We start from the raw sequence: 15,710 nt of genomic DNA, 5'->3' as shown, positions 1-15,710 counted from the left end.
AAGCCACATGCCTGTCGGGGTTGATTGCATGCACAATCCGCAGGTTCAACTAATTTTCGAAGGAGACAACCCGTGAATATCAAGAGTCAGAAAGACTTCTTTTGCGGACTAATGTTCATGACCGTGGGCGTGGCCTTTGCGTGGGGTGCGAGCACCTACAACGTCGGTACAGGGGCCCGCATGGGCCCCGGCTACTTTCCGCTCATGCTGGGCATTTTGCTGGCCAGCATCGGAGCCGCAGTGACTTTCACTGCGCTGGTCGTTGAGACCGAGGGCGGCGCCAAAATCGGCAAATGGGCCTGGAAGCCGCTGATTTTGATCATTACCGCCAACGTCGTGTTCGGCATTTTGCTGGCGGGCCTGCCCAGCATCAAGCTGCCGGCCTTCGGCATGATTGTGGGGATTTACGCCTTGACCTTTATTGCCAGCATGGCTGAAGCGGGATGGAAGTTCAAGGCAACTTTCATCCTCGCAACGGTTCTCGCCGTCGGCAGCTACCTGGCTTTCGTCGTTGCGCTCAAGCTGCAGTTCCCGGTGTGGCCTGCCTTCATCACCGGCTAAGGAAAAAAATGGATCTCATTGCAAATTTGTCGCTGGGCTTTGGCGTGGCTTTCACGCCGATCAACCTGCTATACGCGCTGGCTGGCTGTATCCTGGGTACGCTGATCGGTGTTCTGCCCGGCATCGGCCCGGTGGCCACCATTGCCATGCTGCTGCCGGCCACCTACGCCTTGCCGCCGGTGTCCGCGCTGATCATGCTGGCCGGTATTTATTACGGTGCCCAGTACGGTGGCTCGACCACCGCCATTCTGGTGAACCTGCCGGGCGAGTCTTCCTCGGTGGTGACCTGTATTGACGGCTACCAGATGGCCCGAAAAGGCCGAGCGGGGCCAGCGCTGGCCGCTGCCGGACTGGGTTCGTTCTTCGCCGGTTGCGTGGGCACGCTGGTCCTGGCGGCCTTTGCACCGCCGCTGACCGAACTGGCTTTCAAGTTTGGCCCTGCCGAGTATTTCTCGCTGATGGTGCTGGGCCTGATTGGTGCGGTGGTGTTGGCATCGGGCTCGTTGCTCAAGGCGGTCGCCATGATTGTGCTGGGCCTGTTGCTTGGTCTCATCGGCACCGACGTGAATTCGGGCGTGGCTCGCTTCAGTTTCGATGTGCCTGAGTTGACCGACGGTATCGGCTTTGTCGTGATTGCCATGGGCGTCTTCGGCTACGGCGAGATCATCAGCAACCTGGCGCAGCCCGAGCATGAGCGCGAAGTGTTCACCGCCAAGGTGTCGGGCCTGTTTCCGACGAAACAGGATTTCAAGGATATGGTGCCGGCCATGCTGCGCGGTACCTTGCTCGGTTCGTCCCTCGGGATTTTGCCCGGTGGTGGCGCACTGCTGTCTGCTTTTGCCGCCTATGCGCTGGAAAAGAAATTGAAGATGAAGCCGGGCGAAGTTCCCTTCGGCCAGGGCAACATCCGCGGTGTGGCCGGTCCTGAGTCGGCCAACAATGCCGGCGCGCAGACCTCGTTTATTCCGCTGCTGACCCTGGGTATTCCGCCGAACGCCGTGATGGCGCTGATGGTGGGCGCCATGACGATCCACAACATCCAGCCAGGCCCGCAGGTGATGACCAGCAACCCCGAGCTGTTCTGGGGCCTGATCGCCTCGATGTGGATCGGCAACGCGATGCTGATCATCCTGAACCTGCCGCTGATCGGCATGTGGATCAAGCTGCTGACGGTGCCTTACCGCTACCTGTTCCCGGCGATTGTGCTGTTCTGTGCGATTGGTGTGTACTCCACCAACAACAACACCTGGGACATCTGGATGGTGGGTATTTTTGGCGTGATCGGCTACATCTTCGTCAAGTTGGGCGCAGAACCCGCGCCGCTGCTGCTGGGCTTTATTTTGGGCCCCATGATGGAAGAAAACCTGCGCCGCGCGCTGCTGCTGTCCCGGGGTGACTGGAGCGTGTTTGTCACGCGTCCGCTGTCAGCCGGCTTGCTGGCCGCCGGGGGGCTGCTGCTGCTGATCGTGCTGCTGCCGGCGGTGAAAAACAAACGCGAAGAAGCGTTCCACGAAGAAGACTGATTTTCCCAGTTTTCCATCCCTAAAAGACGGCGCCTTCGGGCGCCGTTTTTTATGGGGCTTGTACCCGTGCTGTAACCACTCTGGGCCACAATGCGGATGAAAAAGGTCATCATGCAACAGAACAACCACCTGCAGCAGCATCCGCAAAGAACGGCGCTGCACAACGAAATCCATGCCCGCCCGCCCGAGGCGATGACTGCTCCCCTGGCCATTTCACACGTGGTGATGGTGTGCGACGCTGCCCAGCGCGAGGCCAGCCGCGCCCATGTGGCTGCCTTGCTGCGCGACCACCATCTTCCCCAGCCTGACCTGGCGTCTACCCACATCCGCATGGAAGTGGGGCCGTTTCGCATCCGCTGGGAGCTGCACACCGAGTTTGTTTCCTGGACCTTCACGCACCCGGTCGAGCTTGACGACCTCGACCAGCGCGAGCCCGTCGCCGCCATCGCCGTCGTGCCGCAGGACTGGCTCGCCGGCTTGCCCGGCCAATGCCTCGCGGCGCTGCACCTGTGGGCCTTGCCCATGCACAGCCTGGGTGCTTCGACGCTGTCCCGGCGCGTGTTGCAGGAAGACACCCTGATCGGCTCCTCGGTGGCCGACGGCAACGGCGAGGTCTACACCGATCTGAGCATTCATGCCGATGGCTTTTCCCGCATGGTGGTGCTGGCCGGCAGCCTGACGCCGCGCCGCCTGGGCCGGCTGGTGCAGCGCCTCATCGAGATTGAAACCTACCGCATGGCCGCGCTGCTGGGTCTGCCGGCGGCGCGCGAGGCCTACAGCGTGCTGGCCTATGCCGAGCGCGAGCTGGCCGAACTGGCGCAGTCGATTCGCAGCGCCACGCCCAACGACGAACCCGTGCTGCTGGATCGCCTGACCAAACTGGCCGGCCAGGTGGAAAGCCAGCATGCGGCCACCCACTCGCGGTTTTCGGCCAGTGCGGCGTATTTCGAGCTGGTGGACAAGCGCATTGACGACATTGCGGAGGCCCGGCTGCCAGGCCTGCAGACCATCCGTGAATTCATGGACCGCCGCCTCACACCGGCGCGCAGTACCTGCGAGTGGGCCGCGCGCCGGCAGGACGCCTTGTCGCAGCGGGTTTCACGCATCAGCAACCTGCTGCGCACCCGGGTCGAAATTGACCAGCAGCAGAGCAGCCAGGCGCTGCTGGCCACCATGAACCAGCGCCAAGGCGTGCAGCTCAAGCTGCAGACCGCGGTCGAGGGCCTGTCCGTGGCCGCCATCACCTATTACACCGTCGGCCTCATTGCCTACATGGCCAAGGGAGCGCAGGCACTGGGCTGGCCGTGGAGCGGCGAAAGCACGGCCGCACTGGCCATACCGCTGGTGGCTGCGGCTGTGTGGTGGTCCATGCGAAAACTGCACCGGAAAATTGTGGAACAGCACCCCGGGGAAGCTTGAAAGCCTTCTGCCCCTGCCGGTTGCCGCCTCCGGGCGCTTTTTTTTTTCAGACTGATGATTCACTGTCTCGGCAACTTCGCACGCCTATCCCTGAAGGCACTCTTTCGTGGGCACGTGAGGTGTGCCAGACATTGCCACCATCCTGTTTCAAACCCTTGATAATCCCGTGATGGACTTCAACTTCAGCAACCCCTACACCTCGACCCGTATTCCCCTGTTTGCGCGCAATGTGGTTTCCACGTCCCATCCGCTGGGCGCGCAGGCCGGCCTGCGCATGCTGCTCAAGGGGGGCAATGCGGTGGATGCAGCCATTGCGGCCGCCGCCGCCATGGCCATCGTGGAGCCGGTCAGCAATGGTCTGGGGAGCGATTCTTTCTGCATCCTGTGGGACGGCAAGGACATGCATGGCCTGAACGCCTCGGGCCGCGCGCCGCAGAGCTGGACGCCCGAGTACTTCAAGCGCAAATACGGTGACAGCGCCACCACGCCACCCAAGCGCGGGATGGATTCAGTCAGCGTGCCCGGCGCCGTGGCGAGCTGGGTTGCCCTGAGTGAGCGTTTTGGTAAGCTGCCGTTCGCCGACCTGATGGAGCCTGCCATTGAAATCGCCGAGCGCGGCTATCTTCTGTCGCCGGTGGTGCAGCAGAAGTGGGCGGCCGCTACGGCCGAGTTGCAGTCGCAGCCCGGTTTTGCCGGTGCCTTCCTGCCCTGGGGCCGGGCGCCCAAGGTGGGCGAGCTGTTCCAGTTCAAGGCGGCGGCCAAAGCCCTGCGGGCCATCGCCCAGACCCGGGGCGCCGCGTATTACGGCGGCGAGATCGCCCACGCCATTGAAAAATTCTCCGCGCAAAACGGGGGCAGCATCACGGCGAAAGATTTTGAAGCCTACCAGCCTGAATGGATCCAGCCCATCACCAAGGACTACCGCGGCTACACCCTGCACGAGATTCCCCCCAACGGGCAAGGCATTGCGGCCCTGATTGCGCTGGGCATCCTGGACAAGTTCGACGTCGCCGGCCTGCCCGTCGATGGTGTGGATTCGCAGCATCTGCAGATTGAAGCCATGAAGCTGGCATTTGCCGACGTGTACCGGTATGTGGCCGAGCCGTCGTCAATGGAGGTGACGGCCGCGCAAATGCTCGATGACGCCTACCTGGCATCCCGTGCCAAACTCATCGACATGAAAAAGGCACAGGACTTTGGCGCTGGCAATCCGGTCAAGGGCGGCACGATTTACCTCACCGCCGCCGACGAAGACGGCATGATGGTGAGCTTCATCCAGAGCAACTACATGGGCTTTGGCTCGGGCTGTGTCGAGCCTGAATTTGGCATCAGCCTGCAAAACCGCGGCCATGGCTTCAGCGTGCAGGCCGGCGTCAACCAGGTTGCACCCGGCAAGCGGCCCTTTCACACCATCATCCCGGCCTTCCTCAGCAAGGACGGCCAGCCCGTGATGAGCTTCGGCGTGATGGGCGCCAACATGCAGCCGCAGGGCCACCTGCAGACACTGGTGCGCATGCTGGACTATAGGCAGAGCCCGCAGGTGGCCTGCGATGCACCGCGCTGGCGCTACAACGAGGGCCTTGAAATCAACGTCGAAGCCGCGATGAACCCAGCGACCGTCCAGGGGCTGGCCGGGCGCGGCCACCGCATGGAGGTCATCAACGACTCCTACCAGGACTTCGGCGCCGGCCAGTTCATCTGGCGCGCCGGCAACCCCAAAGTGGAAGGCTATGTGTCGGCGAGCGACGCCCGTCGCGATGGCCAGGCCGTGGGTTTCTAAAAGCGCATCTTGAGCGATATTTCAGAGTCAACAGCGCCTGCAAGCCAGGAAGCACAAGAACATAAAGCTGCAAAAAACATAGCATCCGGCCTGTTGCTCGCCATCTTCGGCGCGATTGCCTTCAGCGGCAAGGCCATCATCGTCAAGCTCGCCTACCGTTACGGCGTGGATGCGGTCACGCTGATCATGTACCGGATGCTGTTTGCGCTGCCGATCTTTGCCGTCATGGCCTGGTGGGCCACGTATCGACAGGGCGGCGGCCGCAGGGCGCCGCTGACGCGCAAGGACTGGCTGGGGGTGCTCGGGCTCGGATTCACCGGCTACTACCTGGCGAGTTTTCTGGACTTTGCCGGCCTGGCCTACGTCACCGCTTCGTTGGAGCGGCTGATTCTTTACCTCAATCCCACCCTGGTCCTGCTGCTGGGCCTGGTCATGTACCAGCGCCGCGTGGCGGCCGGGCAGCTCGTTGGCATGGCGATCAGCTACAGCGGTGTGGTGCTGGTGTTTGGCCATGAGATCACCTTGCAGGGTGCGGACGCCGCCTGGGGCGCGCTGCTGGTCTTTCTCAGCGCCGTCAGCTACGCGGTGTACCTGGTTTACAGCGGCGAGCTGGTCAGGCGCCTGGGTGCCCTGCGGCTGGTCGGGCTGGCGACCACGGTGGCCTGCCTGTTATGCCTGCTGCAGTTTGCGGTGCTCAGGCCGATGAGCGCTGCCGTGGTGGCGCCCGAGGTGATCTGGCTGTCGCTGCTCAACGCCACCCTGTGCACGGCTGCGCCGGTATTGATGGTGATGATGGCGATAGAACGCATTGGCGCCAGCATGGCGGCGCAAACGGGGATGGTGGGGCCCATGTCGACCATCCTGATGGGCGTGCTGATTCTGGGCGAGCCCTTCACCGCCTGGGTGGCGGCGGGCACGGTGCTGGTGATTGCCGGCATCTTTGTCTTTTCGCGCGCGGCCGCCAGAACCTGATTTCCCCGGCCCCCGAGATTCGACGCAACTCAGTATCATGGGCCATTCACTGATTCGCCAGTAACTTTCAAGCAAGGAACGATTATGGATTTGGGTATTGCAGGCAAATGGGCGCTGGTCTGCGGCGCCAGCAAGGGTCTGGGCTTCGGTTGCGCGCAAGCGCTGGTGCATGAAGGCGTGAACGTGCTCATCGTGGCGCGCGGCGCCGCGGCGCTGGAGGCCGCTGCTGACAAATTAATAGCTGACAACACCCGCCACGACAGCCCTGATGTGCAATTTGTTGCCGCAGACATCACCACACCCGAAGGCCGCGCCGCGGTTTTTGCGGTGCGCAAGGATTTCGATATCGTGGTCACCAATGCCGGTGGTCCGCCACCGGGTGACTTCCGCGACTGGGACCGCGACGCCTGGATCAAGGCCGTCGATGCCAACATGCTGACGCCCATCGAATTGATCAAGGCCACGGTGGACGGCATGGCGGCGCGCGGTTTTGGCCGCATCGTCAACATCACCTCCAGCGCCGTCAAGTCGCCCATCGATATCCTCGGCTTGTCCAACGGCGCCCGCAGCGGCCTGACCGGTTTTGTTGCCGGCGTGGCGCGCAGCAAGCTGGCTGGGCAGGGCGTGACCATCAACAACCTGCTGCCCGGCGCATTTGACACGGACCGGCTTCGGGGAACCATGAGCGGCGCGGCGCAGAAAACCGGCCAGCCGCTGGAAGCGATCATGGACGCGCGTCGCAAGAGCATTCCAGCCCAGCGTTTCGGAACGTCCGAAGAGTTTGGCGCCATCTGCGCATTTTTGTGCAGCGCGCATGCGGGCTACATGACGGGCCAGAACGTGCTGGCCGACGGCGGCGCCTATCCGGGAACGTACTGAAAAACGTACTGGAAACGTACTACAAACGAACGGTGCCAGGTGGCCTGCGGCGGGACGCCTGCCTCAAGCCGCGCCTGGCGAACTCGTCCTACATGCGCTTTTGTCAACTATTGCCTATGCTTGTTCGTTAGACACGATAGGCGTATTGCTGCGTCGAAGCATTGCAGATGAAGCGTCGCCGGACCGCATGTCTAATTCTTAAAAATGGAGATCCCATGAAATCCCTCAATTTTTCTCTCGCACGCGCCCAAACGCTGCTTCTTGCAGCTTCCCTGCTTTGCGGTGGAGCCATGGCAGAAAAACCAGAATGGGCAGGAGAAGGTGGCGGTAAAGGCCAAAAGCATGAGAAAAAGAATCAAAAAGAAGGAAAAGGGTCGGGAGCCGTTCAGGGAACAGTGCAGGGATCAGGGCAGAAAAACCAGGTCACCCGGACAGAGGTTCGGATCGGTGGTTTTTTTGCGGACCATCAGCGCGTGGCGGTGCGTGAGTACTACGTCGGGCAAGCCAAAACCGGTCGGTGCCCACCGGGACTGGCCAAGAAGAACAATGGCTGCATGCCTCCCGGCCAGGCCAAAAAATGGGCGATGGGTCAGCCATTGCCGGGCGACGTCGTCTTTTATCCCGTGCCACAGGCCGTGACGGTACGCCTCGGCGTTCCTCCTTCCGGCTACAAGTATGTTCGGGTCGCGAGTGACATCCTGCTGATCGCCATAGGCACCAGCATGGTGGTCGATGCCATCCAGGACCTCGGTTCGATGTGATGACTGCTGCGCGGGGTTCGGCGTCGAGTTGACCCGGCCCTCGTGCCTGCTGCCGCAGCTGCGCTTGTCGCGGTGAAGGAGCGGCGCTTCATCCAGACATGAAAACCCCATGGGGAGCCAGCCGGCGCCTGTGGGATTTTTGTTATGACGGTGAAAACACCATGCAGACCGGGCTGCCGCAGGGCACCGACAGCCCCGTGGACCTCAGCGGGCCGGAGCTCTCGTGCACGGTGAAGGGCACAATGCTGTCGCTGTCTTCGTTGAGTACGAAGAGGATGCGTCCGTCGGGGCTTAACGTGAAAAACCGGGGTGTCCGTCCCTCTGACGCCTGGGTACCCATGAATGCCAGGCGCCCCGTGCCCGGCTCAATCCGGAAGATCGCAATGCTGTCATAGCCCCGGTTGGAGGCGTAAAGCGTGCGCCCCGCATGGTCCACGACGATGCCCGAGGCGCGGCTGTTGCCGGTGAAATGATCGGGCAGGGCAGACAGAACCTGCATGGGTTCCAGATCACCCGTTTCTGCGCTGAAACGATAAGCGGTCACGCTGGAGTCCAGCTCGTTCACCACATAGGCGAAGGGCTCTTTCGGATGAAAGGCGAGGTGGCGCGGTCCTGCGTTTTCGCGCGTCGCTACCGAAGCCCGCGCGGCGGGTTGCAGCTGGCCGTTGGCGAACCGGAAGCAGAACATGCGGTCCAGGCCCTTGTCGGGTACGACAACAAAGCGGCCGCCCGGATCGAAGGGATTGAAGTGCGGCTTTGAAAAAGGCTGCTCGGTCTTGTGCGGGCCCGGCGTGCCTTCCAGCTGGACGACCTGGCTCACCTCACCCAGCGAACCATCTGCGGCTACCGGCAGCACCGCGAGACTGCCGCTCAAATGGTTGGACACGACCAGGCAACGTTCGGTCGGGTCCAGCGCCAGGTGGACAGGGTTGTTGCCCTGGCAACTCTGCCGATTCAGAAAGTGCAGGGTGCCGTCGGCTGGATCTATCCGGAATGCGCTCACCTCCTGCCGGTCTCCGTGCACCGCATAGAGCGCATCACCTCTGCGATTGCGGGCCAGGAAGGATGGATTGACCAGGTCCGCGACCACTTGCACCCGTTCCAGTTGCCCGGTGGCGGGGGTAACCTTGAAGACGCTGATGCCCTCTCCGCGGGCATTTCGCTCGCGCGTGGTGCGCGAGCCGACATAGGCGTACATGGTGTGGTCCTTGCGAGCCGGGTCGGGTCACTGCGCAGCGGCAGCGGCGGAGGGGGGCGCGACCGAAGCACCCTGGATGCCGTGGCGGGCCAGTGCCTTGGCCACAAAACCGCTGGCTTTCATGTCCTCGACGTATTGGCGCAAGAGCTCCGCCGTTTCATGCCCGCGACCTTTGGGTGTGCCCATGGCCTGCTGGATCACCATGAAACGGCCAGGCAGGAGTCGCAGGCCGGGAAAGCGCCTGGCGTCCCCTTCCAGTTGCTGCCTGACGCCTGCCGCCACCTCCAGGCCCTGCGCCACGAAGATATCCACGACGGTCGGGGACGTCGGTGCCCGCACGATCTGCGCCTCGCGAAGTTCCCGGCTCAGGTACAGGTCGTAGGCACTGCCCTTGCCGACCGTGACCCGATGACCCGGGCGATCGACCTCGTCATTGGCCTGAATCGGTGAGTCCTGGGGCACCATGTAGCTGCCTTCAATCAGCACATAGGGGGCTGTGAAGGATATTCCCTCGCCACGCAGCGGATCAATCGCAAAGAACCCGATATCCGCCTGCTCCTGGGTCACGGCATCCACGGATTTTCCCGCGGTGTCGAACACCACCAATTCGATCCCGACGCCAAGCCGTTCGGCGAAAGCCCGCGCCAGGTCGATCGACACGCCGACGGGCTCACCCGTTGCAGCATCGCTGTTGGCGAGGATGGGGTTGCCCAGGTTGATGGAGGCCCGCAGCTTGCCTGTTGGCGTGAATGCTTTGATGATCTGCGATGGAATGTTCATGGCGAGTTCCTGATACGTTCAAAAGTCAAAAGGGGGTAACGCGAAAATGAGCTGCTGACAATGAAAAGCGGCCTCAGGATTTGAGCAGGTCACTGATTTCTCCCAGATTTTTCAGGGTGCTGAGCAAGTGACTGCGCAAAGCCTCGGAGGCTTCTTCGTTGCGGCCTTTTTCAAGAAGTTCAAGCACGCCCAGATGCTGAAGGCAGTGTTCTTTATAGCGTTTGCGGTTTTGCATCGAGCGATAAGACAGCAGACGGCGCACGCGGTTGACGCGGCGTATCGTGTCGATGAAGAAGGGGTTGCCCGAGGCCTCCACCAGCGACTCATGGAAACGAACGCCGCGCTCATGCAGCTGGTCCGCCGTGTCGGTTTCGATGCCGCCCTCCAGCAAGTGCAGTTCGGCGGCGCGGCAACGCGCCAGCACTTGCGGATCGAGCCGGTAGCCCGGTTCCAGCAGGGCTGCCGGCTCCAGCGCCAGCCGGAGACGGTAGGACTGCAGCAGGCTGTCTGGCGTGGTCAGCATGGACGAGAAGACCCAGCCATAGCCGGGTTTCCTGTTTGCCCAGCCCTCCTGGGAAATGCGGCTGAGCACGGCCTGAAGCTGTGCCGCGGTCAGGCCGTAGCGGTTCTTGATCAGACTTTCCGAGAATTCATCGGACAGCAGGCCCTTGAGCCGGTCGTCGGCTATCTTGAAGTAAACGGTGGTCACGACATCCGATTCGTCCAGTCCCCACTGCTCGGCCAGGTCGGCCACGGGCTGGGTGACCGATTTCGCCAGAAAGTAGCCCCGGTTGCGCTCGCGGCTCAGCACGCCTTTTTCATGCAGCAGGCACAGGGCTTCATTGATGGGGGAGCGTGACACGCGCAAGCGGTCGGCCAGCAGTTGTGCCGGCAGATGGTCGCCAATCGTCAGCCCTTCGGCCTGGATAAACTCGATGATCTGGACAGCTATGGATTTTTCGGTCTTCATAGAGCCGGTATTCTGCCCCTGAATGCGTATGCTCAACATGGGCTGGTTGCCGTTACCGCCGCCCTGGCCTTGGCGCGGGTACCCTGCGCCGCGATCGTCTTGCCCAAAATCGAGGGTATGACCCCGCCGTCGCGCAGCAACTGCACTTCAAGCTGTGTCTCCACGGCGGCCGTGGCCAGCAGGGCCTGGGTACTTCCGTTGAGACGGCGGATGCGCACCGCCACACTGCAGCGCGGCGCCAGGTGCTGCGGGTCGGCATCAATCTCGAGTTGGTCGCCGGGCTGCAGTTGCAGCGTGTGCGGATTAACGCCCGGCGGCAGCCGCAGCGGCAGAATCCCCATGCCGATCAGGTTGGAACGGTGGATGCGTTCAAAGCTCGCCGCCAGCACCGCCCGGATCCCGAGCAGTCGCTGGCCCTTGGCCGCCCAGTCGCGTGAAGAGCCGGTGCCATAGCGCTCACCGGCCACCAGTACGACCGGGTCGCCGTCCTCCCGGTAGCGCTGCGCGACCTCCCATATCGGCTGCACCTCACCGCTGGGCACATGCAGGGTGTGGGCCAGCGGCACCTCCGGCTTGAGCAGGTTGACCAGCGTCTTGTTGTGGAAGGCTGCACGCACCATCACCTCCCAGTTGCCGCGCCGCGAGGCAAAGACATTCAGATCCTGGCGGTTGTCGCCGCGTTCAACCAGAAAGTCCGCCACCAGGCTGTCCGGTGGAATGGCGCTGGCCGGTGAAATGTGGTCGGTGGTGATGTCGTCGCCCAGCACCAGCAGGGGATAGGCGCTGTAGCGGCCGAGCAGGCTGCCCTCCGTGACCGCCGCAAAGGGCGGGCGGCGCAGCGTGGTGGACCGCGCATCCCAGGGGAACAGCGGCGTGTCGGGCGCCTTCAGGGCGTGCCAGAGCGGATGGCGGCTGGCGATCTCGAAGTCGCGCCGGTAGTCGGACGGGTCGCCGGCCAGCGCCAGGTGCGCATCAATTTCCTCGCGCGTGGGCCACAAGTCCTTGAGGAACACCTGCCGGCCGTCCGGCGTGGTTTGTACCGGATCAAGGCGAAGGTTTCGCTCCGCGTCACCTGCCAAAGCAAAAGCCACGACCAGCGGCGGCGACATGATGAAGCTCAGTTCGAGGTCGGGATGCACGCGTCCCGGAAAGTTGCGGTTGCCGGACAGCACGGCCACCGCCTTGCTGTGGCCTGCCGCCTGCGCCTGGCGGATCGCCTCCGTGAGCGGGCCCGGATTGCCGATGCAGGTGGTGCAGCCGTAGCCCACGATGTCGAAGCCGACGGCGGACAGGTCGTCGCGCAGTCCCGCCCGTTCCAGGTAGGACGCGGCAGCGGGTGACCCGGGCGCCAGGGAAGTCTTGACCCACGGCGGCGCCTTGAGGCCGAACGCGCGCGCCTTGCGTGCGAGCAGCCCGGCGGCAATCAGCAGGCGCGGGTCAGAGGTATTGGTGCAACTGGTGATGGCGGCAATGGCCACGGGATGCCGCGGCATGTCGGCGCTGGGCGCCGGCGGCACAAATCCCACCGCCGCCAGCGCTTGGGGCGTTTCCGAATAGTCCAGCAGGTCCTGCGGACGGCGGGGGCCGGCCACGTGCATGCCAATCGTCTGGAGGTCGATCTCGATCGTGCGGGTGTAGCGCGGCTCGGCTTCGGGGTCGAACCACAGTCCGGTGCGCCGGGTGTAGGCCTCCACCAGCGCGATGGCGTCTTCCCTGCGTCCGGTGTTGCGCAGGTAGTCCAGCGTGCGCTGGTCCACGGCGAAGAAGCCCGTGGTCGCGCCGTACTCAGGCGCCATGTTGGCCACCACGGACCGGTCGCCCGCGCTCAGCGTCGCGACACCCGGGCCGTAAAACTCCACGAATTCCCCCGAGACACCGATCTGGCGCAGCCGCAGCGTCACCGTCAGCGCCAGGTCGGTGGACTGCGCGGCCGGCGGCAGCCGGCCGGTGAGCCGCACGCCAATCACATCCGGAATGCGCAGCATGGTCGGCATGCCAAACATCACCGTTTGGGCCTCCAGCCCGCCCACGCCCCAGCCCAGCACGCCAATGCCGTTGATCATGGGGGTGTGGCTGTCGGTGCCTATCATCATGTCGGGCACGGCCCACAGCCTGCCGCCGCGCTCTTCGGTCGTCACCACCGTCGCCAGTTGCTCCAGGTTGATGGTGTGCATGATGCCGGTGCCCGGCGGGTGAATGCGCACGCCGCTGAGCACGCGGGACGCCCAGCGCAAAAAGCGGTAGCGCTCGCCGTTGCGGCGGATCTCGTGCTGCAGATTCAGCGTGACCGCGTCGCGCTGCGCATACACCTCCACCGCCAGCGAATGGTCGATGGAGACATCGACGGGCAGGCCGGGATTGAGTACCGAAGGGTCGACCCCTGCCTCGTCGAGCGCGTTGCGCATGGCCGCAATGTCGACCAGCGCAGGCGTGCTGGTGGTGTCGTGCATCAAGACACGGCCGGGCTGAAAGGCCAGTTCGGCCTCGCTGGTGCCGTGCTCCAGCCATGCAAAAACTGCGTCCACTGCGGCCTGCCGCTCGTCACCCTGCATATTGCGCACGGCGTTTTCCAGCAGCAGGCGCAGCACCACGGGCAAGCGCCCCAGGCGCTCCCCACACAAGGCGGGCAAGTCGACCAGCGCATGCGCCTGGCCGTTGACGAAAAGTTGTCCTTCGGGAAATTTGTAGGTGTTTTCCATAGTGTGTATTTTGCATATTAACGCAATAAAATGCAATTAAGCACAAACCCTAGACGCAAATTCCAGCCTCATTCAAGGAGCTTTCCCGTGCAACTTCCCCGTCGTTTCGTTTTCCAGGGCCTTTTGATGGCCGCAGGCCTGGCCAGCTCGGCCGGGGTGCAGGCCCAGGACTATCCCGGCAAGCCCATCACCCTCGTGGTGCCTTTTTCAGCAGGCGGGGGCGTCGACACGATCGCGCGCCTGCTTGCCGAAAAGCTTCGTGTCTCGCTGAAGCAGTCCATCGTGGTGGACAACAAGGCCGGCGGCAGCGGCATGATTGGCGCGCAAGCCGTGGTGAGGGCTGTGCCCGACGGCTACACGCTTTTGTTGGGTTCGGCGGGTGAAACCGCCATCAATCCCTTTGTCTACAAGGGCCGGATGCAGTACACGCCGGCGAAAGACCTGGCGCCGATCACCCTGGTGACGCGCATTCCCAATGTGCTGGTCACCAGCCCGACCCTTCCGGTCAAGAACATGGAGGAGTTGATAGCGCACGCCAAAAAGAACCCCGGCAAGCTGTCTTATTCGACCAGCGGTGTCGGCAACCCCCAGCACCTCAACGGCGAACTGCTGGAGGAGCTTGCCGGTATCCACATGGTTCACATTCCCTATCGGGGCGCGGCAGGTCAATTGATTGACGTCACCTCGGGCACGGTCGACATGACCTTTGTCAGCTACACCGCGGCCAAGGGCTTCATCCAGAGCGGCAAGGTCAAGGCCATCGCCGTGACCTCGGCCAGGCGCGCCAGTTTTGCGCCCGACATCCCTGCCATCGCCGAGTACAAGCCGCTGGCCAGGTACCAGCTGGAAAACTGGTTCGGCCTGTTTGCGCCGGCCGGCACGCCAGACGCCGTGCAGCAAAAGCTCAATGCGGCGGTCACGCAGGCCTTGCGTGATCCTGAATTGGCGAAAAAACTCCGGGAGCAGGGCGGAGAGCCCGCTCCCATGACGGCGCAGGAGTTTCGTGACTTCATCAAGACCGAGGCCGTGCAGTTCGAACGCATTGTCAGAACGGCCAACATCACGGCGGAATAGGCCGCAGCCTCCATTTCTTTCCCTCCTTCTTCCTCTTTTTCCGTCCTTTCGTTTTTCTTTTTCCACATGACCTTCAACCAGGAGACCTTCATGCATCGCAAGACCTTTCTGAAAATTTCCGGCCTCCTGCTGGGCTGCCTGGCCGCTCTGCCCGCGCTGTCGCAAGACTATCCAGCCAAGCCCGTGACCGTGGTCGTGGCTTATGCCGCTGGCGGCAACAACGACATCCGCGCCCGCATGCTGGGCGTGGAGGTTGCCAAAACCCTGGGCAAGAGCATCATCATTGAGAACAAACCCGGTGCCAGCGGCAACATCGGCCACGACTTCGTCGCGCGTGCCGCCACGGATGGCTACACGCTGGGCATAGGCGCGATGGGCCCGATGGCGGTGAATGCGGCTATCTACCCCAAGGTGCCGTTCGACGCGGTCAAGGACTTCACGCCCATCGTCCTGATCGAAAAGGCGCCGCTGGTGCTCGTCACCCGCACCGACAAGCCCTTCAAGTCGGTGAAAGACGTCGTCGCTGCGGCGAAGGCCAAGCCAGGCTTGTTGACTATCGGCAACGCCGGCGCGGGCGGCGCGCATCATCTGAGCGCCGAGTTGTTCAAGCAGACGGCGGGCATCTTCATGCTGTCCGTGCCGTACAAGGGGGGCGGTCCGGCCGCCGGTGCGCTGCTGGCGGGCGAGGTGGACTTGATGTTCGAGCAAACCTATGCGGCCCTGCCCTCGATCCAGGCCGGCAAGACACGCCCCCTTGCTGTCACCAGCGACAAGCGCTTGCCCAGCCTGCCCGATGTGCCGACCATGGCCGAGCTTGGCTACCCGCAGGCCACGGTTTCAAACTGGCTCGGCCTGATTGGGCCCAAGGGGCTGTCGCCCGCCGTGGTCCGCAAACTCAACGAGGCCTACAACAGTGCGCTGGCCTTGCCCGATATCCGGGAAAAAATTGCCGGCCCCGGCAACGTGATCGGTGGCGGCACGCCCGAGGAGTTTGCGGCGTTTATAGCGGCCGAGAACAAGCGCTGGGCAGCGCTCGTGAAGGTGGCCGGCATCAAGCTGGAGTAGGCGGGCACATTGACGCGCGGCAGGGAGCC

General features: G+C 63.2%; 13 protein-coding genes. 9 read left to right on the top strand and 4 right to left on the bottom strand.

What is annotated here, in order from left to right; all coding sequences use genetic code 11:
• Positions 1–72 precede the first annotated feature (72 nt).
• The 7 genes from BPRO_RS19385 (at position 73) to BPRO_RS19355 (ending at position 7,895) form a co-directional block, all read left to right on the top strand.
• Positions 73–561 (top strand): tripartite tricarboxylate transporter TctB family protein, encoded by a 489-nt coding sequence (locus BPRO_RS19385; RefSeq protein WP_011484767.1) that lies wholly within the window; start codon positions 73–75, stop codon positions 559–561.
• Between the two features lie 8 nt (positions 562–569).
• Complete coding sequence (locus BPRO_RS19380; protein ID WP_011484766.1) at positions 570–2,084, top strand: tripartite tricarboxylate transporter permease; 1,515 nt, start codon at positions 570–572, stop codon at positions 2,082–2,084.
• A gap of 111 nt (positions 2,085–2,195) precedes the next feature.
• Positions 2,196–3,503 carry a DUF3422 family protein gene (locus BPRO_RS19375; RefSeq protein WP_041390060.1) on the top strand — a complete coding sequence of 436 codons (1,308 nt, stop codon included), beginning with the start codon at positions 2,196–2,198 and terminating at the stop codon, positions 3,501–3,503.
• Positions 3,504–3,672: 169 nt separating this feature from the next.
• Complete coding sequence (locus tag BPRO_RS19370; RefSeq protein ID WP_041390059.1) at positions 3,673–5,283, top strand: gamma-glutamyltransferase family protein; 1,611 nt, start codon at positions 3,673–3,675, stop codon at positions 5,281–5,283.
• 9 nt (positions 5,284–5,292) lie between these two features.
• Positions 5,293–6,255 (top strand): DMT family transporter, encoded by a 963-nt coding sequence (locus BPRO_RS19365; protein WP_011484763.1) that lies wholly within the window; start codon positions 5,293–5,295, stop codon positions 6,253–6,255.
• A gap of 84 nt (positions 6,256–6,339) precedes the next feature.
• Entirely contained in the window at positions 6,340–7,134 is a 795-nt protein-coding gene (locus BPRO_RS19360) for an SDR family oxidoreductase (protein WP_011484762.1), read from the top strand.
• 215 nt (positions 7,135–7,349) lie between these two features.
• The gene (locus BPRO_RS19355; protein WP_011484761.1) at positions 7,350–7,895 is read left to right on the top strand and encodes a hypothetical protein; all 546 of its coding nucleotides are present in this window, start codon (positions 7,350–7,352) and stop codon (positions 7,893–7,895) included.
• Positions 7,896–8,037: 142 nt separating this feature from the next.
• Here BPRO_RS19355 and BPRO_RS19350 read toward each other — a convergent pair whose 3' ends face one another.
• From BPRO_RS19350 to acnA, 4 genes are all read right to left on the bottom strand, one after another.
• Entirely contained in the window at positions 8,038–9,093 is a 1,056-nt protein-coding gene (locus BPRO_RS19350; protein ID WP_011484760.1) for a lactonase family protein, read from the bottom strand.
• A 27-nt stretch (positions 9,094–9,120) separates the two neighbouring features.
• A complete protein-coding gene (locus BPRO_RS19345; RefSeq protein ID WP_011484759.1) occupies positions 9,121–9,873 on the bottom strand; it encodes an ABC transporter substrate-binding protein in 753 nt (250 codons plus the stop codon).
• Positions 9,874–9,946: 73 nt separating this feature from the next.
• A complete protein-coding gene (locus tag BPRO_RS19340; RefSeq protein WP_041388957.1) occupies positions 9,947–10,843 on the bottom strand; it encodes a GntR family transcriptional regulator in 897 nt (298 codons plus the stop codon).
• Between the two features lie 32 nt (positions 10,844–10,875).
• Positions 10,876–13,542, bottom strand: coding sequence for an aconitate hydratase AcnA (gene acnA, locus BPRO_RS19335; protein ID WP_011484757.1), 2,667 nt, complete (start codon positions 13,540–13,542; stop codon positions 10,876–10,878).
• Between the two features lie 126 nt (positions 13,543–13,668).
• Here acnA and BPRO_RS19330 point away from each other — a divergent pair, with 126 nt between their 5' ends.
• Both BPRO_RS19330 and BPRO_RS19325 read left to right on the top strand, forming a co-directional pair.
• Entirely contained in the window at positions 13,669–14,616 is a 948-nt protein-coding gene (locus BPRO_RS19330; protein WP_011484756.1) for a Bug family tripartite tricarboxylate transporter substrate binding protein, read from the top strand.
• A 90-nt stretch (positions 14,617–14,706) separates the two neighbouring features.
• On the top strand, positions 14,707–15,681 hold the full coding sequence (locus BPRO_RS19325; RefSeq protein ID WP_041390058.1) for a Bug family tripartite tricarboxylate transporter substrate binding protein: 975 nt from the start codon (positions 14,707–14,709) through the stop codon (positions 15,679–15,681).
• Positions 15,682–15,710 lie beyond the last annotated feature (29 nt).

The organism is Polaromonas sp. JS666, from assembly GCF_000013865.1.
GTDB lineage: Bacteria > Pseudomonadota > Gammaproteobacteria > Burkholderiales > Burkholderiaceae_C > Polaromonas.
This window is presented reverse-complemented; position numbering and strand designations above follow the sequence as displayed.

Excerpts from the sequence above, each read along its gene's own strand:
- BPRO_RS19330 (WP_011484756.1), top strand. The coding sequence starts at position 13,669 with ATGGCCGCAGGCCTGGCCAGCTCGGCCGGGGTGCAGGCCCAGGACTAT.
- BPRO_RS19340 (WP_041388957.1), bottom strand. The coding sequence starts at position 10,843 with ATGAAGACCGAAAAATCCATAGCTGTCCAGATCATCGAGTTTATCCAG.
- BPRO_RS19345 (WP_011484759.1), bottom strand. The coding sequence starts at position 9,873 with ATGAACATTCCATCGCAGATCATCAAAGCATTCACGCCAACAGGCAAG.
- acnA (WP_011484757.1), bottom strand. The coding sequence starts at position 13,542 with ATGGAAAACACCTACAAATTTCCCGAAGGACAACTTTTCGTCAACGGC.
- BPRO_RS19370 (WP_041390059.1), top strand. The coding sequence starts at position 3,673 with ATGGACTTCAACTTCAGCAACCCCTACACCTCGACCCGTATTCCCCTG.
- BPRO_RS19380 (WP_011484766.1), top strand. The coding sequence starts at position 570 with ATGGATCTCATTGCAAATTTGTCGCTGGGCTTTGGCGTGGCTTTCACG.
- BPRO_RS19350 (WP_011484760.1), bottom strand. The coding sequence starts at position 9,093 with ATGTACGCCTATGTCGGCTCGCGCACCACGCGCGAGCGAAATGCCCGC.
- BPRO_RS19375 (WP_041390060.1), top strand. The coding sequence starts at position 2,196 with ATGCAACAGAACAACCACCTGCAGCAGCATCCGCAAAGAACGGCGCTG.
- BPRO_RS19325 (WP_041390058.1), top strand. The coding sequence starts at position 14,707 with ATGCATCGCAAGACCTTTCTGAAAATTTCCGGCCTCCTGCTGGGCTGC.
- BPRO_RS19360 (WP_011484762.1), top strand. The coding sequence starts at position 6,340 with ATGGATTTGGGTATTGCAGGCAAATGGGCGCTGGTCTGCGGCGCCAGC.
- BPRO_RS19355 (WP_011484761.1), top strand. The coding sequence starts at position 7,350 with ATGAAATCCCTCAATTTTTCTCTCGCACGCGCCCAAACGCTGCTTCTT.